The following is a 20,422-nucleotide window of genomic DNA, read 5'->3' as shown; positions in this document are numbered from 1 at the left end:
GCGAAGAGGTCGTTACATTCAACATTGATGTCGACTGACAAACAGCTTTCGTCGGAACGCCGCCCGGACCAAGCCCGCTCCCACACTCGTCCTGTATTGGCCGTGGAATCGCGGACACAAAAAAACCGGCCGAGGCCGGTTTTTTTGCTTTCTACAGAATCAGAATCAAGCGTTCTGCAGGTCGTCGAGGTAGCGCTCGGCGTCCAGTGCCGCCATGCAACCGGCGCCGGCCGAGGTGATGGCCTGACGGTAAACGTGGTCAGCCACGTCACCGGCAGCAAAGATACCTTCGAGGCTGGTGGCAGTGGCGTTGCCGTCACGGCCGCCCTGCACAACCAGGTAGCCGTCTTTCAAGGTCAGCTGACCTTCGAACAGCGAAGTGTTCGGGGTGTGGCCGATGGCGATGAACACGCCGTCAACTGTCAGCTCGTCGAAGCTGCCATCGTTGTTCTTCAGGCGGGCACCGGTCACGCCCATGTTGTCGCCCAGGACTTCGTCCAGAGTCGAGTTCAGCTTCAAGACGATCTTGCCTTCGGCAACCCGGGCATTCAGCTTGTCGATCAGGATTTTCTCGGCGCGGAAGGTTTCGCGACGGTGGATCAGGGTGACCTTGCTGGCGATGTTGGCCAGGTACAACGCCTCTTCAACGGCGGTGTTGCCGCCACCGACCACGGCCACTGGCTTGTTGCGGTAGAAGAAACCGTCGCAGGTCGCGCAGGCCGAAACGCCTTTGCCCATGAACGCTTCTTCCGACGGCAGACCCAGGTAACGAGCGCTGGCGCCGGTGGCGATGATCAGCGCGTCGCAGGTGTAGGTCGCGCTGTCGCCGGTCAGGGTGTACGGCTTGGCAGCGAAGTCCACGGCATTGATGTGATCGAAGACGATTTCGGTTTCAAAGCGCTCGGCGTGCTCTTTCATGCGGTCCATCAGCGCCGGGCCGGTCAGGCCGTGGACGTCGCCAGGCCAGTTGTCGACTTCGGTGGTGGTGGTCAGTTGACCGCCGGCTTGCATGCCGGTGATCAGCAGTGGCTTGAGGTTGGCACGGGCGGCATAGACCGCGGCGCTGTAACCGGCAGGGCCGGAACCGAGAATAATCACTCGCGAATGACGGACTTCAGACATGACCTGCTCCTGTTGACCGGCCCGAAATATCTGGCACGGAACGCCGGGTTGCCGGCGGGAATAAAAAAGGACCGTTGAAAGCACTTGGGGAAGGCTTGAGCTCGACAGTCCTGTAAAAAAGATTGGGTGCAGCGTATCGAGGGGGCGAAGATTAAGGAAATACGGTTTAACAATCCAGCTCATAGGCGGTCTCTATCCCATCACGATGGAGACATAGGCGCCTTTGTTACAGTTAATGTCGATGCTGCTACCGCGCTTTCGCCCGTCAGGCAAAGCCGGTAAGGTCGGCGCGTTTCCCCTTTGCTCGGAGCACGTTATGCCCGCCCCCGTTCTGTCCGGCCCGCAATACCTGCGCGAAGGCCTCAAGCTGGTCCTGAGCCCAAGCCTGCGTTTGTTTGTGCTGTTGCCGCTGGTGATCAACCTGGTGCTGTTCGTCGGATTGATCTACCTGGCCAGCCATCAATTCAGCCTGTGGGTCGATACGTTGATGCCGTCCCTGCCCGACTGGCTGAGTTTTCTCAGTTATGTGCTCTGGCCGTTGTTCGTGGTGCTGGTGGTGTTGATGGTGTTCTTCACCTTCACCATGCTGGCCAACGTCATCGCCGCGCCATTCAACGGTTTCCTCGCGGAAAAAGTCGAAGTGGTGGTGCGCGGCACCGACGACTTCCCGTCCTTCAGTTGGGGTGAACTGATCGAAATGATCCCCCGCACCCTGGCCCGGGAGATGCGCAAACTCGGCTACTTCCTGCCGCGGGCGATCGGGTTGTTCATTCTCTCGTTCATCCCGGTGGTGAACATCATCGCGGCGCCACTGTGGCTGCTGTTCGGGGTGTGGATGATGGCGATCCAGTACATCGACTACCCGGCGGATAACCACAAACTGGGCTGGAACGAGATGCTCGCCTGGCTGCGCGAGAAGCGCTGGCAGAGCATGAGTTTCGGCGGCAGTGTTTATCTGGTGCTGCTGATTCCGGTGGTCAATATCCTGATGATGCCGGCCGCCGTGGCGGGTGCGACGCTGTTCTGGGTGCGTGAACGCGGCGCAGAAAACCTGGTGGCCCAGCGCTGACCCGGTCACAAATCCATCATCCCACCGTCACACTGACGACATGGCCTCAGCCGACACTGAGGTCATGACGACAGCTCTGCATATCACCCTGATCACCGAAACCTTCCCTCCCGAAATCAACGGAGTGGCCAATACCCTCGGCCGCTTGTGTGACGGCTTGCGCGCGCGCGGGCATCAGGTGGAATTGGTGCGACCGCGTCAGGGTTGCGATCAGCAGCTGGGCAGCGACGATGCGTTGTTGCTGTGTCGAGGCTGGCCGCTGCCGGGCTATCCGGGTCTGCAATGGGGTCAGTCGTCGATGCACAAGCTGCTGCGGCGCTGGAAGCGTCATCGACCGGACGTGCTGTATATCGCCACGGAAGGACCGCTGGGATTGTCCGCGTTGCGCGCGGCGCGGCGCTTGGGGATTTCCGTGGTCAGCGGCTTTCACACCAATTTCCAGCAGTACTCCAGCCAGTATGGGCTTGGACTGCTGACGCGATTGCTGACCCACTACCTGCGCTGGTTTCACAATCGTTCGACGCTGACCCTGGTGCCGAGCGTGAGCCAAAGATTGGAACTGGAGCGCCGGCATTTCGAGCGCCTGGCGTTGCTGTCGCGCGGGGTCGACAGCCAGTTGTTTCACCCGACCAAGCGGATTAACGCCCTGCGGGAGAGTTGGGGGCTGGGTAACGACGACATCGCGGTCATCCACGTAGGACGTCTGGCATCGGAGAAAAATCTTGGCCTGCTCAAACGCTGCTTCGACACACTGAAAGCCACTTATCCACAGCGCAAAATTCAGTTAATCGTGATCGGCGACGGCCCGCAACGAGTGGTCCTGGAGAAAGAACTGCCCGAGGCGATTTTCTGTGGCTCACAACGCGGCGAAGCCTTGGCCAGTCACTACGCGTCGGGGGATGTGTTTCTGTTTCCAAGCCTGACCGAGACTTTCGGCAACGTGGTGCTCGAGGCGCTGGCCTCGGGACTGGGTGTGGTGGCCTACGATCAAGCGGCGGCGGCTCAGCACATCCGCCATGGCTACAACGGCGTACTGGCGATGCCGGGGGACGAAGAGGCGTTCTGCGATGCGGCGTGTTGGCTGTTGGAGGAGCGCGAAACCTTGCGCTGCGTACGGCTTAATGCGCGTCAGCATGCGAGTCGCCAGGGCTGGGCAGCGATTATCGAGCAGTTTGAAGGGCAGTTGCGCGGGGCTTGTATGGGGGAGTTGGTGGTGCCGAATGCATCGACTGTCCCCTAGTTTTTGGGTGACATCAGATCAGTCATCGCGAGCAGGCTCACTCCCACAGGGGTTCTGTGTCGTGCACAAAACCTGTGGGAGCGAGCCTGCTCGCGATAGGGTCCACTCAGACGCCGCTTAAACCAGGGTCATCAACGCCTCACGGCTGAACGGCAGGATGTCTTCTTCACGGCCGTCACGCACTTTCTGCGCCCAGTCCGGGTCCACCAGCAACGCACGACCGACGGCCACCAGGTCGAACTCATCATTGTTCAAACGCTCCAGCAGTTTTTCCAGGCTGGCCGGCTGCGCGATCTTGTCGGTGTTGACCATGAACTGCAGGAACTCGCCGTCCAGGCCGACACTGCCCACGGTGATGGTCGGCTTGCCAGTGAGTTTGCGGGTCCAGCCGGCCAGGTTCAGCTCGGAACCGTCGAACTCCGGCTCCCAGAAACGGCGCGTCGAGCAGTGGAAAATATCCACGCCGGCGTCGGACAATGGCTTGAGAAATTCACCCAGTGCCTCCGGTGTTTGCACCAGACGCGCGGTGTAATCCTGCTGCTTCCACTGAGAGAAACGGAAGATGATCGGGAAACCCTCGCCGACCGCTGCACGCACCGCCTGGATCAGTTCAATGGCAAAACGCGAACGGTTAGCCAGGCTGCCACCGTATTCGTCGGTGCGCTGGTTGCTGCCTTCCCAGAAGAACTGGTCCACGAGGTAGCCGTGGGCACCGTGAATCTCCACGCCGTCCATGCCGATGCTCTGGGCATCTTTGGCGGCTTGGGCAAACGAGGCGATCACGTCCTGGATATCTTGCTTGCTCATGCCGTGAACCACGACCTGACCGTCCTTCAATTTCTCCGACGGACCATAACCCGGCACGCTGGCATCCGGTTCGGTGCCGATGCGGCGCACGCTGCCGACATGCCACAGCTGCGGAACGATCTTGCCGCCTTCAGCGTGAGCCGCGTCGACCACTTTCTTCCAGCCGGCCAGCGCTGCTTCACCGTAGAAATGCGGCACGTTCGGGTAACCGTTGGAAGCCTTATGGCCGACGGTGGTGCCTTCGGTGATGATCAAGCCAACACCCGCAGCGGCGCGACGACGGTAGTACTCGATCACTTTGGAATTGGGAACGCCACCCGGCGAAAACGAACGGGTCATCGGCGCCATGACGACGCGGGTCGGCAATTCGAGGGTGCCGAGGTGGAACGGTTTGAACAGGGCTTTGACGGGCATGGGGCGCTCCACGAAAACGGTATCGACGGGATAGATGTTTTATGACGGCGATAATATGCGGAGCGGCAAGCGATGCACAGCACTATTGATTGCGGTGATTAAGGTTCAAAAGGCAGGCATAAAAAATCGCAGCTCAGTGGCTGCGATTTTTTTGGTTCAGCTCAGGGCTTTTTCGATCGCATGAACGACAGTCGGATCATCCGGCGCCGTACGCGGCGAGAACCGCGCCAGCACGCGACCGTCCTTGCCCAGCAGGAATTTTTCGAAGTTCCAGGTAATGTCACCGGGAAATTCAGCACCCTCGCCCGCCAGCAGACGGTACAGCTGATGACGATCGTGACCGTTGACTTCCAGCTTGCTGGACAACGGAAAGGTCACGCCATAGTTGAGGCTGCAGAAATCCTGGATCTCTTGCTCGGAGCCCGGTTCCTGACCGGCAAACTGGTTGCACGGCAGGCCCAGCACGCTGAAGCCTTTGTCCTTGTATTGCTGGTAGAGGTTTTCCAGCGCCGCGTACTGTGGGGTCAAGCCGCATTTGGAGGCAACGTTGACCACCAGCACGACACGCCCCTTGAAAGGCGCCAGCGGTAGCTCCTGACCATCCAGGCCTGTCAATTTAAGGTCGTGAAAAGCACTCATGACGAACTCCAAATTCCCGTGTTCTTCTCGAAACAGCCACTTGGCGGTGTCACCAGGGACAGCCGCGGACTAAAAAGGCGCCCCTCGGGCGCCTCTCCAGTTCTCGAAAGCTTAGCGCAGAAAATCAGTGGTGATGGCCACCTTCGCCATGGACGTGACCATGAGCGATTTCTTCCTGGCTGGCGTCACGGATGTCGATTATCTTGACCTGGAAATTCAGGCGCTGACCAGCCAACGGGTGGTTGCCGTCGACGGTGACATCGTCGCCGTCCAGATCGCGAATGGTGACGATCTGCATCTGGCCGTCCGGAGCGGATGCGTGGAACTGCATGCCCACTTCCAGCTCGTCGACGCCTTCGAACATGCTGCGGCTCAATGTGCTGACCAGTTCGGCAGCGTATTCGCCGTAGGCATCTTCAGGTTCTACGGCGACAGTCAGTTCGTCACCGACTGCTTTGCCTTCCAGAGCCTTTTCCAGGCCCGGAATGATGTTACCTGCGCCTTGCAGGTAGACCAGCGGCGCGCCGCCGGCGGAACTGTCGATGACCTCACCAGCGTCGTTGGTCAGGGTATAGTCGATGGAGACAGCCTTATTGGCGGCGATCAGCATGGGGCGAGACCTTTTGCATAAGAATGAAGAATGGCCAAGTTTAGCGAAGCAATCGCCCGAAAGCGAACACAACCCGGACAGACGGGTGGCGGCGAAAGGCTCGACGGTCACAGGCTTCCATCAGGATGAGGACGGGCACTGGGTGGCCGAGCTTTCCTGCGGTCACACCCAGCACCTGCGCCACCAGCCACCGTGGCAATCGCGCGCCTGGGTCCTGGACCCCGCGCAACGTATTGAAAAAATAGGCCAGCCCTTTGATTGCGGTTGGTGCGCACAAGGCTCGGTTAGCGATAACCTTGGCGACTGAATTTCGGTAAACGGCCAGACATAGGTCGTCACCATTGCCATGCACCTCCAGAGAATTCGCATGCAAACTTTTTTTATCGCGCCCACCGATTTTGGTGTGGGTCTGACCTCCATCAGCCTCGGGCTGGTGCGTACTCTTGAGCGGGCCGGCCTCAAGGTCGGCTTTTTCAAACCGATTGCCCAGCCGCATCCGGGTGACACCGGGCCTGAACGGTCCACCGAACTGGTGGCCCGCACTCACGGTTTGAAACCGCCTCAGCCGCTTGGTCTGGCGCACGTCGAGCGCATGCTCGGCGACGGTCAGCTGGACGAGTTGCTCGAAGAAATCATCACCCTCTATCAGCAGGCTGCAGTCGGCAAAGACGTGCTGATCGTCGAAGGTATGGTCCCGACCCGCAGCGCCAGTTACGCCGCGCGGGTCAATCTGCATTTGGCGAAAAGCCTCGACGCCGAAGTGATCCTGGTCTCGGCACCGGAAAACGAAGTGCTGACCGAACTGTCCGGCCGAGTCGAATTGCAGGCGCAATTGTTCGGCGGCCCGAAAGACCCGAAGGTCCTCGGTGTGATCCTCAACAAGGTCAAAACCGATGAAAGCATGGAGGCTTTCGCTTCGCGTTTGAAGGAACACTCACCGTTACTGCGCAGTGGCGATTTCCGTCTGCTGGGTTGCATTCCGTTCCAGCCGGAATTGAACGCCCCGCGCACCCGCGACGTCGCCGACCTGATGGGCGCGCAGATTCTCAATGCCGGTGATTACGAAACCCGACGCATGACCAACATCATCATCTGCGCCCGCACCGTGCGTAACACCGTGGAGCTGCTCAAGCCCGGCGTGTTGGTGGTGACGCCCGGTGATCGCGACGACATCATCCTCGCCGTCAGCCTAGCCGCCATGAACGGCGTGCCGCTGGCCGGCCTGTTGCTGACCAGCGACACCCTGCCCGACCCGCGCATCATGGACCTCTGTCGAGGTGCGTTGCAGGCGGGCCTGCCGGTGTTGTCGGTGAGCACCGGTTCCTACGACACCGCTAACCAGTTGAACGGTTTGAACAAGGAAATCCCGATCGACGACCGCGAGCGCGCGGAGATCATCACCGATTTCGTTGCCAGCCACCTCGACGCCAAGTGGCTGCACCAACGCTGCGGCACGCCACGGGAAATGCGCCTGTCGCCCGCCGTGTTCCGTTATCAATTGATCCAGCGCGCCCAGGCTGCCAACAAGCGCATCGTCCTGCCCGAAGGCAGCGAGCCGTTGACCGTGCAAGCCGCGGCCATCTGTCAGGCGCGTGGTATCGCCCGTTGCGTACTGCTGGCGAAACCGGCGGACGTCGAAGCCGTCGCTCGCGCTCAAGGCATCGAGCTGCCGCCAGGGCTGGAAATCCTCGACCCGGACCTGATTCGCGAGCGCTACGTCGAGCCGATGGTTGCCCTGCGCAAAACCAAAAGCCTCAACGCGCCGATGGCCGAGCAGCAACTGGAAGACACCGTGGTGATCGGCACCATGATGCTGGCGCTGGATGAAGTGGACGGCCTGGTGTCCGGCGTCATTCACTCCACCGCCAACACCATCCGCCCGGCCCTGCAGCTGATTAAAACGGCGCCGGGCTGCACGCTGGTGTCATCGGTGTTCTTCATGCTCTTCCCCGAGGAAGTGCTGGTCTACGGCGACTGTGTAATGAACCCGCACCCGAGCGCCAGCGAACTGGCCGAGATCGCCCTGCAAAGCGCCGACTCGGCAGCCGCCTTCGGCATCACTCCGCGCGTGGCGATGATCAGCTACTCCAGCGGTGAATCGGCCAGCGGTGAAGAAGTCGAGAAGGTCCGCGAAGCGACGTTGCTCGCCCATGAACAACAGAACTCGCTGCTGATCGACGGCCCATTGCAGTACGACGCCGCTGCCAACGAAACCGTTGCCCGGCAACTGGCGCCAAACAGCCAGGTCGCCGGTCGCGCCACAGTGTTCGTGTTCCCCGACCTGAACACCGGCAACACCACCCACAAAGCCGTGCAGCGCAGCGCCGACTGCGTCAGCCTCGGGCCGATGCTGCAAGGCCTGCGCAAACCGGTGAACGACCTGCCGCGCGGCGCGCAAGTTGACGACATCGTCTACACCATCGCGTTGACCGCGATTCAAGCTGCCAACCGACCTTTGGATCTTTAAATGCTGGATTCCCTACCTGCACCGCTGCGAGGCGTGATTGCCTCGCTGCTGTTGGCGCTGAACACCATTGCCTGTTGCACACCGTTGTTCATCGTGGCGATCTTCAAACTGCTGCTGCCCTTCTCCGCCGCCCAGCGTTTTACCGATTGGCTGATGAGCCACATCCACGAAGCCTGGATCAGCAACAACAAGGCCTGGATGGACTTGCTCGGCCACACGCGCTGGACGCTCAGCGGCCTGGAAGGCCTGGACTATCAGCACTCGTATTTGATCACCAGCAACCACCAGAGCTGGGTCGACATCATGGTGTTGCAGTACGTGCTGAACCGAAAGATTCGCCCGCTGAAGTTCTTCCTCAAACAGGAACTGATCTGGGTGCCGGTGATTGGTCTGGCGTGGTGGGCGCTCGGTTTTCCATTCATGAAGCGCTACTCCAAGGCCTACCTGGAAAAGCACCCGGAGAAGAAAGGCAAAGATCTGGAAACCACCCGCAAGACCTGCGACAAGTTTCGCCATAACCCGGTGGGGATTTTCAACTTCGTCGAAGGCACGCGTTTCACCGAAGGCAAGCATGCCCAGCAGAAATCGCCGTTCCGTCACTTGCTCAAACCGAAGGCGGGCGGCATTGCGTTTGTGCTGGATGCCATGGGTGAGCAGCTGGAAGCCATCGTCAACGTGACCATTCACTACCCGGCTGGCCGTCCCGGTTATTGGGATTTGCTCTGTGGGAACGTGAAGGATGTGGTGGTGCACTTTCAGGAGCTGAAGATTCCGCCGCAGTTCATCGGCAAGAACTACGACCAGGACGGCGAGTATCGATTGCAGTTTCAGGGTTGGATCAACCAGTTGTGGCAGGACAAGGATGCGCTACTTGGGCAGATGCATCGGGAGTATCCAGCCAAGTAATCAGGAGCCTGTACTGGCCCCTTCGCGAGCAGGCTCGCTCCCACAAGTTCAGTGTTCGCCGAAGATCCACTGTGGGAGCGAGCCTGCTCGCGAAGGCGGTTTCAGGGGCACAAAAAAACCCGCCGATGATCACTCATCGGCGGGTTTTTTATTAACGGCTAACGCTTAGATCGCGCCACGCTTGCGCAGCAGTTCCAGCACTTGCTTGACGCTTTCTTCCAGCGACAGCGACTGGGTGTCGACCACAAGGTCGGCGTCCAGCGGCACGTCGTACGGGAAGGAGTCACCCGGGATGTTATCCCCGGCCGCCGCGTACAAGCCTTGTGGGTCACGCTCGGCACAGACCGTCGGAGAGGCCTGGACGTAGACCGTCAGCAGACGCTCCTTGCCAATCAGCTCCCTGGCCTGTTCACGACCTTCGGCACTCGGCGCAACGAAGGCTGCCAGTGTCAGCAAACCGGCTTCGTTGAACTGACGCGCAACGTGCGCCGCACGACGCCAGTTCTCGGTACGCCCGGCGCGATCCTGTGGCAGACCTTTGTTCAGGTCGTGACGCAGGTTCTGGCCATCGAGTACAAACACCGCGCGGCCCATGTCGAACAGCTTGCGTTCAACGGCGTAAGCCAGAGTGCTTTTGCCGGCGCCCGACAAGCCGCTGAACAACACGGTGGCCGGTTGCTGGCCGAAGCGCTGAGCGCGTTCTTCGGTGGCGACGTGCGCCAGTTTGCCGTGATGCGTGCTGGTGCCGTGGCTCAACGGCTGAGCGATGATCATGCCGGCCGCAACGGTGCCATTGGTCAAACGATCGATGACGATGAACGAACCAGTGGTGCGGTTGCTCGCGTAACCGTCCAGCGCGATGGCCGCGTCGAGGCTGATCTTGACCCGACCGATTTCGTTCAAGTGCAACGAACTGGCCGGACCTTCTTCCAGGGTGTTCACGTCAACGCGGTTGACGATGCTGGTGATCGAACCCGGCACGTAGGTGGTCGCGCGCTTGATGTCGTATTTCTTGCCCGGCAGCATCGGTTCTTCGGCCATCCACACCAGCATGGCGTCGAACGCGTCAGTCACTTGCGGCAGATTGTCGGCATGCACCAGCAAGTCGCCGCGAGAGATGTCGATCTCGTCTTCCATGGTCAGCGTCACCGCTTGACCAGGACCGGCGTGCTCCAACTCACCTTCGAAGGTGACGATGGATTTCACGCGGCTGCTCTTGCCCGACGGCAGCACAACGACTTCGTCGCCCTTGTGCACGACGCCGCTGGCCAGGGTGCCGGCGAAACCACGGAAGTTCAGGTTCGGACGGTTGACGTACTGCACCGGGAAACGCAGGTCGGTGTAGTTGCGGTCGTTGGCGATTTCGACGGTTTCAAGAATTTCCATCAGCGACTGGCCGGTGTACCACGGCGAGCGCTCGGATTTGTTCACCACGTTGTCGCCTTTCAGCGCCGACATCGGCACGAAGGCCATGGTGGTCGGCTTGAAGGCGATGCCTTCGGCGAACTTCAGGTAATCGGCCTTGATCGACTCGAAGACGGTTTCGTCGAAGCCGTTGAGGTCCATCTTGTTGATGGCGACAACGATGTGCTTGATGCCCAGCAACGAGGCGATGAAGCTGTGGCGACGGGTCTGGGTCTGCACGCCGTAACGGGCGTCGACCAGGATGATCGCCAGGTCACAGGTGGATGCACCGGTGGCCATGTTGCGGGTGTACTGCTCATGGCCAGGGGTGTCGGCGATGATGAATTTGCGCTTGGCGGTGGAGAAGTAGCGGTAAGCGACATCGATGGTGATGCCCTGCTCACGCTCGGCCTGCAGGCCGTCGACCAGCAATGCCAGGTCGATGTCATCGCCGGTGGTGCCGACTTTTTTCGAGTCGCGGGTAATGGCTTCCAGATGATCTTCGTAGATCATTTTGGAGTCGTGCAGCAGGCGCCCGATCAGGGTGCTCTTGCCGTCGTCGACGTTGCCACAGGTTAGAAAGCGCAGCATTTCCTTGCGTTCGTGCTGGCCCAGATAGGCGAGGATGTCCTCGCTGATCAAATCAGATGCGTGCGACATGACAACCCCTTAGAAATAACCCTGACGTTTCTTTTCTTCCATCGAGCCTGCGCCATCGTGATCGATGACCCGGCCCTGGCGTTCGGAAGTTCGCGTCAGGAGCATTTCCTGAATGATGTCGGTCAGGCTGGTGGCCTCGGACTCGACCGCACCGGTCAACGGGTAGTCACCCAGTGTGCGGAAACGGACCTTCTTCTTGACGATGCGCGCCTTGTCTTCATCGCTCAGGTGATTGAGCAGGCGTTCGTCGTCGATCATGATCCAGGTGCCATTCATCTCGATAACGTCGCGCTCGGCGGCGAAATACAGCGGCACAATCGGGATGCCTTCGAGGTAGATGTACTGCCAGATGTCCAGTTCGGTCCAGTTCGACAACGGGAAAACACGGATCGATTCGCCCTTGTTGACCTTGCCGTTGTAGACGTTCCACAACTCGGGACGCTGGTTTTTCGGGTCCCAGCGGTGCTTGGTATCGCGGAAGGAATACACGCGCTCTTTGGCACGGGATTTCTCTTCGTCACGACGGGCACCACCAAAAGCAGCATCGAAACCGTACTTGTCGAGGGCCTGCTTGAGGCCTTCGGTTTTCATGATATCGGTGTGCTTGGCGCTGCCGTGGGTCAGCGGGTTGATGCCCTGAGCAACGCCATCGGGGTTCACGTGCACGATCAGGTCCAGGCCGAGTTCTTCGACCATGCGGTCGCGGAACGCGTACATTTCCTTGAACTTCCACCGGGTGTCGACGTGCATCACCGGGAACGGCAGTTTGCCCGGGAAGAATGCCTTGCGCGCAAGGTGCAGCATCACGGCGGAGTCTTTACCGACGGAGTACAGCATCACCGGGTTATCGAACTCGGCGGCGACCTCGCGGATGATGTGGATGCTTTCGGCCTCCAGCTGTTTCAGATGCGTCAGTTTGTCGACCATGGCTACTCACGAAAACGATCTTATGGACGGCCAGCGGGCCGTGTTCGAGCGAGGAATCCTAGCACAGCGACCTCTTCTAATCAGGACGTGAGCTAGATCGAAAGGGTATATGAATATACCCCCGCGTTTGGGCAATCAGATGGGATTCGGGCAATCGATGAAGATGTGCTCAAGGGCAAAACGCCGCGCCAGATAATCCCCCAGTGCCTGCACGCCATAGCGCTCAGTGGCGTGATGGCCGGCGGCGATGAAGCTGATGTCGTTTTCCCGGGCGCTGTGGAAGGTCTGCTCGGACGCCTCACCGCTGAGGTACAAGTCGACGCCAGCCAGCACGGCCTGATCGATATAACCCTGACCGCCACCGGTGCACCAGCCAACGCGGCGGATCATCTCGCTGCCTTCGATCAGCAACGGCTCGCGACCCATGACTTCTTGTACGCGACGGGCAAAATCGCGGGCCGTCACCGGCTCGCTCAATGAACCGACCAGGCCGACAACTTTGAGGTTATCCGGGTCCAATGGGCCTTCCACGGTGATATCGAGCTGACGTGCCAGCTGCACGTTATTGCCGACTTCCGGGTGCAGATCCAACGGCAGATGGTAGGACAACAGGCTGATATCGTGCTTGAGCAGGGTTTTCAACCGACGCTGCTTCATGCCGGTGATGCACGGATTCTCGCCTTTCCAGAAATAACCGTGATGCACCAGCACCAGGTCGGCACTGGCTTCCACCGCAGCGTCGAGCAACGCCTGGCTGGCGGTGACGCCACTGACGATGCGCATGACCTGCGGCCGGCCTTCGACCTGCAACCCGTTGGGGCAGTAATCGGCAATCTTTGCACTGTTAAGGTAACGGTCGGCTTCTTCAACCAGGGTGCTCAAGGCAACGGCCATAAAAGACTCCTAAATATCCCGTTCAGAGGCAAGCTTCGCCTCGTATAATGCGCGACATTATGGGCGGTCTCATACCGCCTGCAACCTCTCAGGACGTGCTTAATGCTCAAAGCGCTGCGTTTTTCCGGCTGGCCGCTGTTGGCCGGCGTGCTTATCGCTCTGTTAATCATCCAGCGTTACCCGCAGTGGGTCGGGCTCCCGAGCCTTGACGTCAACATGCAGCAAGCCCCGCAAACCACCACCATGCAACAAGGCCCTGTGTCCTATGCCGACGCAGTGACCACGGCTGCGCCGTCGGTGGTCAACCTGTACACCACCAAAGTCATCAACAAACCGAACCATCCGCTGTTCGAAGATCCGCAGTTTCGCCGCTTCTTCGGCGACAACTCGCCCAAGCAGAAGCGCATGGAGTCGAGCCTCGGTTCAGGCGTGATCATGAGCCCGGAAGGTTACCTGCTGACCAACAACCACGTGACCACCGGTGCCGACCAGATCGTGGTGGCGCTCAAGGACGGTCGTGAAACCCTGGCTCGAGTGATCGGCAGCGACCCGGAAACCGACCTCGCGGTCCTGAAGATCGACTTGAAGAATCTTCCATCGATCACTGTCGGGCGTTCCGACAACATCCGCATTGGCGACGTAGCTCTGGCCATCGGCAACCCGTTCGGTGTCGGCCAGACCGTGACCATGGGCATCATCAGCGCCACCGGGCGCAATCAGCTGGGCTTGAACAACTACGAAGACTTCATTCAGACCGACGCGGCGATCAACCCCGGCAACTCCGGCGGTGCGCTGGTGGATGCCAACGGCAACCTGACCGGCATCAACACGGCAATTTTCTCCAAGTCCGGCGGTTCGCAGGGCATCGGTTTCGCAATCCCGGTGAAACTGGCCATGGAAGTGATGAAGTCGATTATCGAACACGGCCAGGTGATTCGCGGCTGGCTCGGCATCGAAGTGCAGCCGTTGAGCCAGGAACTGGCGGAATCGTTTGGTCTGTCGGGGCGCCCCGGCATTGTGGTCGCGGGGATTTTCCGTGACGGTCCGGCGCAGAAGGCCGGCCTGCAACTGGGTGACGTGATTCTCAGCATCGACGGCGAGCCGGCCGGCGATGGTCGTCGTTCGATGAACCAGGTCGCGCGGATCAAGCCCACCGACCACGTCACGATCCAGGTGATGCGCAACGGCAAAGAGCTCAAGCTCACCGCCGAGATCGGTTTGCGTCCGCCACCTGCGCCGGTTAAAGAGAAAGAAGAAGAGTAAGCAACCAACACAAAACCACTGTGGGAGCGAGCCTGCTCGCGATAGCGGTTTAACAGTCAACGATGATGTTGAATGTTATGGCCTCATCGCGAGCAGGCTCGCTCCCACAGGATCGGGGGATGCTTTAGAGAGTGCCCAAGCCGTCGATCAACGCCTGATTCTGCTCCGGCGTGCCAATCGAGATCCGCAGGAACTGGGCAATCCGCTCCTGCTTGAAGTGCCGAACGATCACGCCTTGCTCGCGCAACTTCGCCGCCAGCCCCGCCGCATCGTGTTTCGGATGACGGGCGAAAATGAAGTTCGCCGCCGACGGCAACACTTCAAAGCCCTTCGCTTCCAATTGCGTTACGACCCATTCACGATTCTCGATGACCAACCGGCAGGTCTTGTCGAAGTACTCACGATCTTCGAACGCTGCGGCTGCACCGACATTCGCCAGACGATCCAGCGGATAGGAGTTGAAGCTGTTCTTGATCCGCTCCAGCGCCTCGATCAAGTCCGGATGCCCCACCGCCAAACCAACCCGCAGGCCAGCCAGTGAACGGGACTTGGACAAGGTCTGAGTCACCAGCAGGTTCGGATAACGGTCCACCAGGCTGATCGCCGTCTCACCGCCAAAATCGATGTAAGCCTCATCCACCACGACCACCGAATCCGGGCTGGCCTTGAGGATTTGCTCCACCGCATCCAGCGCCAACAGGCAGCCCGTCGGTGCGTTCGGATTCGGGAAGATGATCCCGCCGTTCGGCTTGGCGTAGTCCGCCGGGTTGATCTGGAACTGCTCGTCCAGCGGCACCGCGTCGAAGGCGATGCCGTACAAGCCGCAGTAAACCGGATAGAAGCTGTAGCTGATGTCCGGGAACAGGACCGGATTATCATGTTGCAGCAAACCGTGAAAGATGTGCGCCAGGACTTCATCGGAACCGTTGCCGAGAAACACCTGATTGCTCTGCACGCCGTAGTACTTGGCGACGGCTTGCTTGAGCACATCACTGTTCGGGTCCGGGTACAGACGCAAATTGTCATTCAGTTCGGTCTGCATCGCCGCCAAGGCTTTTGGCGATGGACCGTATGGGTTTTCGTTGGTGTTGAGCTTCACCAGTTTCGCCAGTTTAGGCTGCTCGCCCGGTACGTAAGGCACCAGATTCTTGACGAAGGGACTCCAGAATTTACTCATGTTCAGTTGCCCTTCTTGTCGTCAACGATGCGGTATTCGGCGCTGCGCGCGTGAGCGGTCAGCGACTCGCCACGGGCCAGCACGGAAGCGGTTTTGCCCAGTTCCGACGCACCCTGCTCGGAGCAGAAGATGATCGACGAACGTTTCTGGAAGTCGTACACACCCAGCGGCGAGGAGAAACGCGCGGTGCCGGAGGTTGGCAACACGTGGTTCGGACCGGCGCAATAGTCGCCCAGGGCTTCGGAGGTGTGACGGCCCATGAAGATCGCGCCAGCATGGCGAATCTTCGGCAGCCAGGCCTGCGGATCAGCAACTGACAACTCAAGGTGTTCCGGCGCGATGCGGTTGGCCACTTCGATGGCTTGGTCCATGTCGCGGACCTTGATCAGCGCACCACGGCCATTGATCGACGTTTCGATGATCTCGGCGCGTTCCATGGTGGGCAGCAGTTTGGCGATGCTGGCGGCGACCTTGTCGAGGAACTCGGCGTCCGGGCTGACCAGAATCGCCTGGGCGTCTTCGTCGTGCTCGGCCTGGGAGAACAGGTCCATGGCGATCCAGTCCGGATCAGTCTGGCCATCGCAGACCACGAGGATTTCGGATGGGCCGGCGATCATGTCGATGCCGACCTGGCCGAACACGTGGCGCTTGGCGGTGGCGACGTAGATGTTGCCCGGACCGACCACCTTGTCGACCTTCGGCACACTTTCGGTGCCGTAAGCCAGCGCGGCGACCGCTTGAGCGCCGCCGATGGTGAACACGCGGTCGACGCCGGCGATGCAAGCCGCAGCCAGCACCAGCTCGTTAATTTCACCACGAGGCGTCGGCACCACCATGACCACTTCGGTCACACCGGCCACCTTGGCCGGAATCGCGTTCATCAGCACCGAGGAAGGATAAGACGCCTTGCCGCCCGGCACGTACAGGCCGGCGCGATCCAGCGGCGTAACCTTCTGGCCCAGCACGGTGCCGTCGGCTTCGGTGTAGCTCCAGGAATCCTGCTTCTGTTTCTCGTGATAGCTGCGTACTCGGGACGCGGCTTTTTCCAGCGCTTCACGCTGAGGCACGGTGATTCGGGTCAGGGCCAGTTCCAGGCGCTCACGAGGCAGGATCAGGTCCGCCATGGACGCGACCTGCAGGCCGTCGAACTTCTGGGTGAACTCCACCAGCGCCGCATCGCCACGCTCGCGCACGGCCTTGATGATGTCCAGCACCCGCTGATTGACCGAGTCGTCAGACACACTTTCCCAGCTCAGCAGATGATCCAGATGATGTGCGAAATCCGGGTCAGCAGCGTTGAGTCGGCGAATTGCAGTCGGTGCGATCATAGCGAGAGCCTCATAGGAATGGCGAAAACTCAGGCGCCCTAACTTAGCAGTCGTTTCCGCTTGGGCACCTGAGAATTCTGGCTATGAGGCGGATAGACGGGCGCGACTTAACGTCGCGCAGGTGAATCAGCCGCGGTGTCGAGACTCCACTGCCTTGCGCAGGGTGTCGATCAACGCCTGGATACGGGCGTGCTGCATTTTCATCGAAGCTTTGTTCACGATCAGCCGGGAGCTGATGTCGGCAATGAAATCCTGGGGTTCCAGGCCATTGGCGCGCAGGGTGTTGCCGGTGTCGACCACGTCGATGATCTTGTCTGCCAGACCGATCAGCGGCGCCAGTTCCATCGAGCCATAGAGCTTGATGATGTCGACCTGACGGCCCTGTTCGGCGTAGTAGCGCTTGGCAACGTTGACGAACTTGGTCGCCACACGCAGGCGGCCCTTGGGCTCGACATCGCCGACACGGCCAGCGGTCATCAGCTTGCAGAGGGCAATTCGCAGGTCCAATGGCTCATACAAACCCTGGCCGCCATATTCCATCAGCACATCTTTACCGGCGACGCCCAGGTCAGCGGCACCATGTTCGACGTAAGTCGGCACATCGGTGGCACGCACGATCAGCAGGCGCACATCGGCCTGAGTCGTGGGGATGATCAGCTTGCGGCTCTTGTCCGGATTCTCGGTCGGCACGATGCCCGCTTCAGCCAGAAGCGGCAAGGTGTCGTCAAGGATGCGGCCCTTGGACAGTGCGATGGTCAACATGGGAAACGTCAGTCCTTATCAAGGTACTCATGCCCGGTCGCAAATGGCGCCGGACACACATCGAGCCGGAAACCGGCTCGACTTCAACAAATCAACGGGCGCGTCCCTGCGCCCATGCAGCAGAAACTAGCCCGGTACGCGGCGGATCTTGGCGCCGAGCATCTGCAGTTTCTCTTCGATGCACTCGTAACCACGGTCGATGTGGTAGATGCGGTCGATCAGGGTGTCACCTTCAGCGATCAGCGCCGAGATCACCAGGCTGGCCGAAGCACGCAGGTCGGTGGCCATGACTGGCGCGCCCTTGAGCTTTTCGGTACCGGTGACGATGGCAGTGTTGCCTTCGACCTGGATCTTGGCGCCCATGCGGTGCAGTTCGTAAACGTGCATGAAGCGGTTTTCGAAGATCGTCTCGATCACGGCACCGGTGCCTTCGGCAATGGCGTTGAGCGAGATGAACTGCGCTTGCATGTCGGTCGGGAACGCCGGGTACGGAGCGGTGCGCACGTTAACGGCTTTTGGCCGCTTGCCGTGCATGTTCAGCTCGATCCAGTCTTCGCCGCAGGTGATTTCGGCACCCGATTCCTTGAGTTTCTCAAGAACGGCTTCGAGGATGGTCGGATCGGTGTCCTTGACCTTCACACGACCGCCGGTCACAGCCGCTGCGACCAGGTAGGTGCCGGTTTCGATACGGTCAGGCATCACTTTGTAAGTGGTCGGGTGCAGACGCTCGACGCCATCGATGGTGATGGTGTCGGTGCCGGCACCAGTGATCTTGGCACCCATGGCGATCAGGAAGTTCGCCAGGTCGATGACTTCAGGTTCGCGAGCGGCGTTTGCCAGAACGCTGCGACCCTTGGCCAGAGCGGCCGCCATCATGATGTTTTCGGTACCGGTCACACTGACGGTGTCGAAGAAGAAGTGCGCGCCGCGCAGGCCACCTTCAGGCGCCTTGGCCTTGATGTAGCCGCCTTCGACGTCGATGACCGCGCCCATGGCTTCGAGGCCACGGATGTGCAGGTCAACCGGACGCGAACCAATGGCGCAACCGCCAGGCAGTGCGACTTCGGCTTCACCGAAACGGGCAACCATCGGGCCCAGCACCAGGATCGACGCACGCATGGTTTTAACCAGTTCGTACGGAGCGATCAGGGTCTTGATGGTGCGCGGGTCGATTTCGACGCTGAGTTTCTCGTCGATCACCGGCTCGATGCCCATACGACCGAACAGCTCGATCATGGTGGTGATGTCGTGCAGGTGCGGCAGGTTGGCAACAGTCACCGGGCCATCGCACAGCAAGGTTGCAGCCAGGATCGGCAGGGCAGAGTTCTTTGCCCCGGAGATGCGGATTTCGCCATCAAGACGAACGCCACCGGTAATTATCAATTTATCCATAAGAATCTCGACGCCCTTGGGCTCAGGTGCGCTCGGCCCAGGCCGCGCTGCTGAAAAATTTCATAGTGACCGCATGGATGCTGCCATCGGTGATCCATGGGTTCAAATGGGCATAGATCTGCTGCTGACGCTTCACCGGGCTCAACGCCGCCAGTTCATCGCTAATCACGTTCAGCTGAAAGTTGCAGCCTTCGCCCTCAACTTCAACTTGAGTTCCGGGCAGCTTTCCTTCAAGGAAGCTCTTCACTTCTACGGCCTGCATGCTCAACCTCAATCGGCGCCCTGTGCGCGCGGGTCGGACATCATACAAAAAAGCCCCGCGCCTGCGAACCCCGCGAAGCAGGACTCTGACGGGGGGCTTCTTAATAGATGCGATTAGGGATGCGCCAACAGCTCGGTCAATTCGCTGACCTGAGCGATTTCGCGCATGTCTTCTGGCATCCCACGGATGCTCAACGCCTTGCCGGCCGACTCTGCATCACGCATGAAGCACAGCAGCAGCGACAAGCCGACACTGCTGGACTTCAACACTGCCGAGCAATCGACCACCAGTGCAGCGGCCTTGCTGGATTTGATCAGCGCCTGCCCCTGCTTACGCAAACCGGGGCCAGTGCGGTAATCCAGCATGCCGCTAAGCGTCAGCTCGCCGGATTCGCTCATGCGAATGGCCGACACACTCATTGAGCTTTTGTCTCGGTTGTTTGCTTCTGACTGGCTTCCTTGGCTTTGGCGACTTCCCCGGCCCAACCATTGATGGTCTTGTCCAGGTCGTTGCCATTGCGCTGCATCGCATCAGCGAACTGATCACGGAACAGCTTGCCGATGTTAATGCCGTTGATGATCACGTTGCGCAGTTTCCACTCGCCATTGATCTTTTCGAGTGTGTAAGACACAGGATAAATCGCGCCGTTGCTACCTTTGACCGTCATGGCGACGCTTGTACGATCTCCCGACTCATCCTTGGCAGGGTCGACGACGATCCCCTGATTGTTGTATTCGAGCAAAGCATTGCCATAGAACTGGAACAGACCCTTTTTGAAGTTTTCTTCAAAGGTCTTCATTTGCGCAGGCGTGGCTTTGCGCGAGTATTTGACCGTCATGATGCTCTTGGAAATGCCCTCGGCATCCACAACAGGTCCGACGATCGTGTCCAGCGCGGTGTAAAAGTCTTTCGGATCCTGCTTGTACTTCTCTTTATTGGTCGCCAGATCGGCAAGTAACCGATTGGTGGTGTCCTGTACCAGTTCGTGCGCGGAAGGCGCCGCCACGGCGTTAGCCATCAACGGCAGGGCCGCGAGCAATACCAACAGGCCACGTCGCAAGGTAGAGATCATTTAAAAG

20 protein-coding genes are annotated in these 20,422 nt (G+C 59.7%); 6 read left to right on the top strand and 14 right to left on the bottom strand.

Annotation, left to right across the window (positions count from 1 at the left end):
• Positions 1-165: 165 nt before the first annotated feature.
• Positions 166-1,122 carry a thioredoxin-disulfide reductase gene (trxB, locus tag ACYZTZ_RS01470; protein ID WP_008150707.1) on the bottom strand — a complete coding sequence of 319 codons (957 nt, stop codon included), beginning with the start codon at positions 1,120-1,122 and terminating at the stop codon, positions 166-168.
• Positions 1,123-1,438: 316 nt separating this feature from the next.
• On the opposite strand from trxB, the gene cysZ reads away from it, so the two are divergent.
• Positions 1,439-2,191 (top strand): sulfate transporter CysZ, encoded by a 753-nt coding sequence (cysZ, locus tag ACYZTZ_RS01465; RefSeq protein WP_461996989.1) that lies wholly within the window; start codon positions 1,439-1,441, stop codon positions 2,189-2,191.
• A 40-nt stretch (positions 2,192-2,231) separates the two neighbouring features.
• The gene (locus ACYZTZ_RS01460; RefSeq protein WP_461996988.1) at positions 2,232-3,431 is read left to right on the top strand and encodes a glycosyltransferase family 4 protein; all 1,200 of its coding nucleotides are present in this window, start codon (positions 2,232-2,234) and stop codon (positions 3,429-3,431) included.
• Between the two features lie 117 nt (positions 3,432-3,548).
• Here the strand turns inward: ACYZTZ_RS01460 and ACYZTZ_RS01455 are convergent, their stop codons facing one another.
• The 3 genes from ACYZTZ_RS01455 to ACYZTZ_RS01445 all read right to left on the bottom strand — a co-directional run bounded on the left by ACYZTZ_RS01455 (position 3,549) and on the right by ACYZTZ_RS01445 (position 5,901).
• Positions 3,549-4,652 carry an NADH:flavin oxidoreductase gene (locus ACYZTZ_RS01455; protein ID WP_461996987.1) on the bottom strand — a complete coding sequence of 368 codons (1,104 nt, stop codon included), beginning with the start codon at positions 4,650-4,652 and terminating at the stop codon, positions 3,549-3,551.
• Between the two features lie 156 nt (positions 4,653-4,808).
• Entirely contained in the window at positions 4,809-5,291 is a 483-nt protein-coding gene (locus ACYZTZ_RS01450; RefSeq protein WP_056742975.1) for a glutathione peroxidase, read from the bottom strand.
• Positions 5,292-5,415: 124 nt separating this feature from the next.
• Positions 5,416-5,901, bottom strand: coding sequence for an FKBP-type peptidyl-prolyl cis-trans isomerase (locus ACYZTZ_RS01445; protein WP_007901600.1), 486 nt, complete (start codon positions 5,899-5,901; stop codon positions 5,416-5,418).
• Between ACYZTZ_RS01445 and ACYZTZ_RS01440 the strand changes: the two genes are divergently transcribed.
• The 3 genes from ACYZTZ_RS01440 to ACYZTZ_RS01430 are packed head-to-tail and all read left to right on the top strand — an operon-like array spanning position 5,870 to position 9,274.
• A complete protein-coding gene (locus tag ACYZTZ_RS01440) occupies positions 5,870-6,208 on the top strand; it encodes a DUF3565 domain-containing protein (RefSeq protein WP_056742973.1) in 339 nt (112 codons plus the stop codon). The genes ACYZTZ_RS01445 and ACYZTZ_RS01440 overlap by 32 nt on opposite strands.
• 60 nt (positions 6,209-6,268) lie before the next feature.
• Positions 6,269-8,368, top strand: a complete 2,100-nt coding sequence (pta, locus tag ACYZTZ_RS01435; protein WP_008150719.1) for a phosphate acetyltransferase — start codon at positions 6,269-6,271, stop codon at positions 8,366-8,368.
• Positions 8,369-9,274: an acyltransferase gene (locus tag ACYZTZ_RS01430; RefSeq protein WP_461996986.1), complete on the top strand. Its 906-nt coding sequence runs from the start codon at positions 8,369-8,371 to the stop codon at positions 9,272-9,274.
• Between the two features lie 165 nt (positions 9,275-9,439).
• Here the strand turns inward: ACYZTZ_RS01430 and cysN are convergent, their stop codons facing one another.
• The 3 genes from cysN to ACYZTZ_RS01415 form a co-directional block, all read right to left on the bottom strand.
• On the bottom strand, positions 9,440-11,338 hold the full coding sequence (gene cysN, locus ACYZTZ_RS01425) for a sulfate adenylyltransferase subunit CysN (protein WP_461996985.1): 1,899 nt from the start codon (positions 11,336-11,338) through the stop codon (positions 9,440-9,442).
• 9 nt (positions 11,339-11,347) lie between these two features.
• Positions 11,348-12,265 carry a sulfate adenylyltransferase subunit CysD gene (cysD, locus tag ACYZTZ_RS01420; RefSeq protein WP_131061189.1) on the bottom strand — a complete coding sequence of 306 codons (918 nt, stop codon included), beginning with the start codon at positions 12,263-12,265 and terminating at the stop codon, positions 11,348-11,350.
• A 135-nt stretch (positions 12,266-12,400) separates the two neighbouring features.
• A complete protein-coding gene (locus ACYZTZ_RS01415) occupies positions 12,401-13,159 on the bottom strand; it encodes a Nif3-like dinuclear metal center hexameric protein (protein ID WP_134421999.1) in 759 nt (252 codons plus the stop codon).
• A gap of 102 nt (positions 13,160-13,261) precedes the next feature.
• Here ACYZTZ_RS01415 and algW point away from each other — a divergent pair, with 102 nt between their 5' ends.
• Entirely contained in the window at positions 13,262-14,422 is a 1,161-nt protein-coding gene (algW, locus tag ACYZTZ_RS01410; RefSeq protein ID WP_046045868.1) for a Do family serine endopeptidase AlgW, read from the top strand.
• 124 nt (positions 14,423-14,546) lie between these two features.
• On the opposite strand, the gene hisC is transcribed toward algW, so the two are convergent.
• The 7 genes from hisC to ACYZTZ_RS01375 form a co-directional block, all read right to left on the bottom strand.
• On the bottom strand, positions 14,547-15,599 hold the full coding sequence (gene hisC / locus ACYZTZ_RS01405; RefSeq protein ID WP_046045867.1) for a histidinol-phosphate transaminase: 1,053 nt from the start codon (positions 15,597-15,599) through the stop codon (positions 14,547-14,549).
• A 2-nt stretch (positions 15,600-15,601) separates the two neighbouring features.
• Entirely contained in the window at positions 15,602-16,927 is a 1,326-nt protein-coding gene (gene hisD / locus ACYZTZ_RS01400; RefSeq protein WP_461996984.1) for a histidinol dehydrogenase, read from the bottom strand.
• Between the two features lie 126 nt (positions 16,928-17,053).
• A complete protein-coding gene (hisG, locus tag ACYZTZ_RS01395; RefSeq protein ID WP_007901570.1) occupies positions 17,054-17,689 on the bottom strand; it encodes an ATP phosphoribosyltransferase in 636 nt (211 codons plus the stop codon).
• A 126-nt stretch (positions 17,690-17,815) separates the two neighbouring features.
• Positions 17,816-19,081 (bottom strand): UDP-N-acetylglucosamine 1-carboxyvinyltransferase, encoded by a 1,266-nt coding sequence (gene murA, locus ACYZTZ_RS01390; RefSeq protein ID WP_046045865.1) that lies wholly within the window; start codon positions 19,079-19,081, stop codon positions 17,816-17,818.
• A gap of 22 nt (positions 19,082-19,103) precedes the next feature.
• Positions 19,104-19,343, bottom strand: coding sequence for a BolA family protein (locus tag ACYZTZ_RS01385; protein ID WP_046052891.1), 240 nt, complete (start codon positions 19,341-19,343; stop codon positions 19,104-19,106).
• Between the two features lie 113 nt (positions 19,344-19,456).
• A complete protein-coding gene (locus tag ACYZTZ_RS01380; RefSeq protein ID WP_056742963.1) occupies positions 19,457-19,762 on the bottom strand; it encodes an STAS domain-containing protein in 306 nt (101 codons plus the stop codon).
• Positions 19,759-20,415, bottom strand: a complete 657-nt coding sequence (locus ACYZTZ_RS01375) for an MlaC/ttg2D family ABC transporter substrate-binding protein (protein ID WP_056742961.1) — start codon at positions 20,413-20,415, stop codon at positions 19,759-19,761. The genes ACYZTZ_RS01380 and ACYZTZ_RS01375 overlap by 4 nt, the downstream gene beginning before the upstream one ends.
• Positions 20,416-20,422: the final 7 nt, after the last annotated feature.

The organism is Pseudomonas sp. LB3P58 (assembly GCF_054897895.1).
Note: the sequence above shows the minus strand (reverse complement) of the source record. Positions and strands in the feature narration are given on the sequence as shown.

Excerpts from the sequence above, each read along its gene's own strand:
- hisG (WP_007901570.1), bottom strand. The coding sequence starts at position 17,689 with ATGTTGACCATCGCACTGTCCAAGGGCCGCATCCTTGACGACACCTTG.
- pta (WP_008150719.1), top strand. The coding sequence starts at position 6,269 with ATGCAAACTTTTTTTATCGCGCCCACCGATTTTGGTGTGGGTCTGACC.
- ACYZTZ_RS01460 (WP_461996988.1), top strand. The coding sequence starts at position 2,232 with ATGGCCTCAGCCGACACTGAGGTCATGACGACAGCTCTGCATATCACC.
- ACYZTZ_RS01430 (WP_461996986.1), top strand. The coding sequence starts at position 8,369 with ATGCTGGATTCCCTACCTGCACCGCTGCGAGGCGTGATTGCCTCGCTG.
- murA (WP_046045865.1), bottom strand. The coding sequence starts at position 19,081 with ATGGATAAATTGATAATTACCGGTGGCGTTCGTCTTGATGGCGAAATC.
- ACYZTZ_RS01385 (WP_046052891.1), bottom strand. The coding sequence starts at position 19,343 with ATGCAGGCCGTAGAAGTGAAGAGCTTCCTTGAAGGAAAGCTGCCCGGA.
- cysN (WP_461996985.1), bottom strand. The coding sequence starts at position 11,338 with ATGTCGCACGCATCTGATTTGATCAGCGAGGACATCCTCGCCTATCTG.
- cysZ (WP_461996989.1), top strand. The coding sequence starts at position 1,439 with ATGCCCGCCCCCGTTCTGTCCGGCCCGCAATACCTGCGCGAAGGCCTC.
- ACYZTZ_RS01445 (WP_007901600.1), bottom strand. The coding sequence starts at position 5,901 with ATGCTGATCGCCGCCAATAAGGCTGTCTCCATCGACTATACCCTGACC.
- ACYZTZ_RS01375 (WP_056742961.1), bottom strand. The coding sequence starts at position 20,415 with ATGATCTCTACCTTGCGACGTGGCCTGTTGGTATTGCTCGCGGCCCTG.
- cysD (WP_131061189.1), bottom strand. The coding sequence starts at position 12,265 with ATGGTCGACAAACTGACGCATCTGAAACAGCTGGAGGCCGAAAGCATC.
- ACYZTZ_RS01440 (WP_056742973.1), top strand. The coding sequence starts at position 5,870 with ATGGAGACAGCCTTATTGGCGGCGATCAGCATGGGGCGAGACCTTTTG.
- ACYZTZ_RS01455 (WP_461996987.1), bottom strand. The coding sequence starts at position 4,652 with ATGCCCGTCAAAGCCCTGTTCAAACCGTTCCACCTCGGCACCCTCGAA.
- hisC (WP_046045867.1), bottom strand. The coding sequence starts at position 15,599 with ATGAGTAAATTCTGGAGTCCCTTCGTCAAGAATCTGGTGCCTTACGTA.
- hisD (WP_461996984.1), bottom strand. The coding sequence starts at position 16,927 with ATGATCGCACCGACTGCAATTCGCCGACTCAACGCTGCTGACCCGGAT.
- ACYZTZ_RS01450 (WP_056742975.1), bottom strand. The coding sequence starts at position 5,291 with ATGAGTGCTTTTCACGACCTTAAATTGACAGGCCTGGATGGTCAGGAG.
- trxB (WP_008150707.1), bottom strand. The coding sequence starts at position 1,122 with ATGTCTGAAGTCCGTCATTCGCGAGTGATTATTCTCGGTTCCGGCCCT.
- ACYZTZ_RS01415 (WP_134421999.1), bottom strand. The coding sequence starts at position 13,159 with ATGGCCGTTGCCTTGAGCACCCTGGTTGAAGAAGCCGACCGTTACCTT.
- ACYZTZ_RS01380 (WP_056742963.1), bottom strand. The coding sequence starts at position 19,762 with ATGAGTGTGTCGGCCATTCGCATGAGCGAATCCGGCGAGCTGACGCTT.
- algW (WP_046045868.1), top strand. The coding sequence starts at position 13,262 with ATGCTCAAAGCGCTGCGTTTTTCCGGCTGGCCGCTGTTGGCCGGCGTG.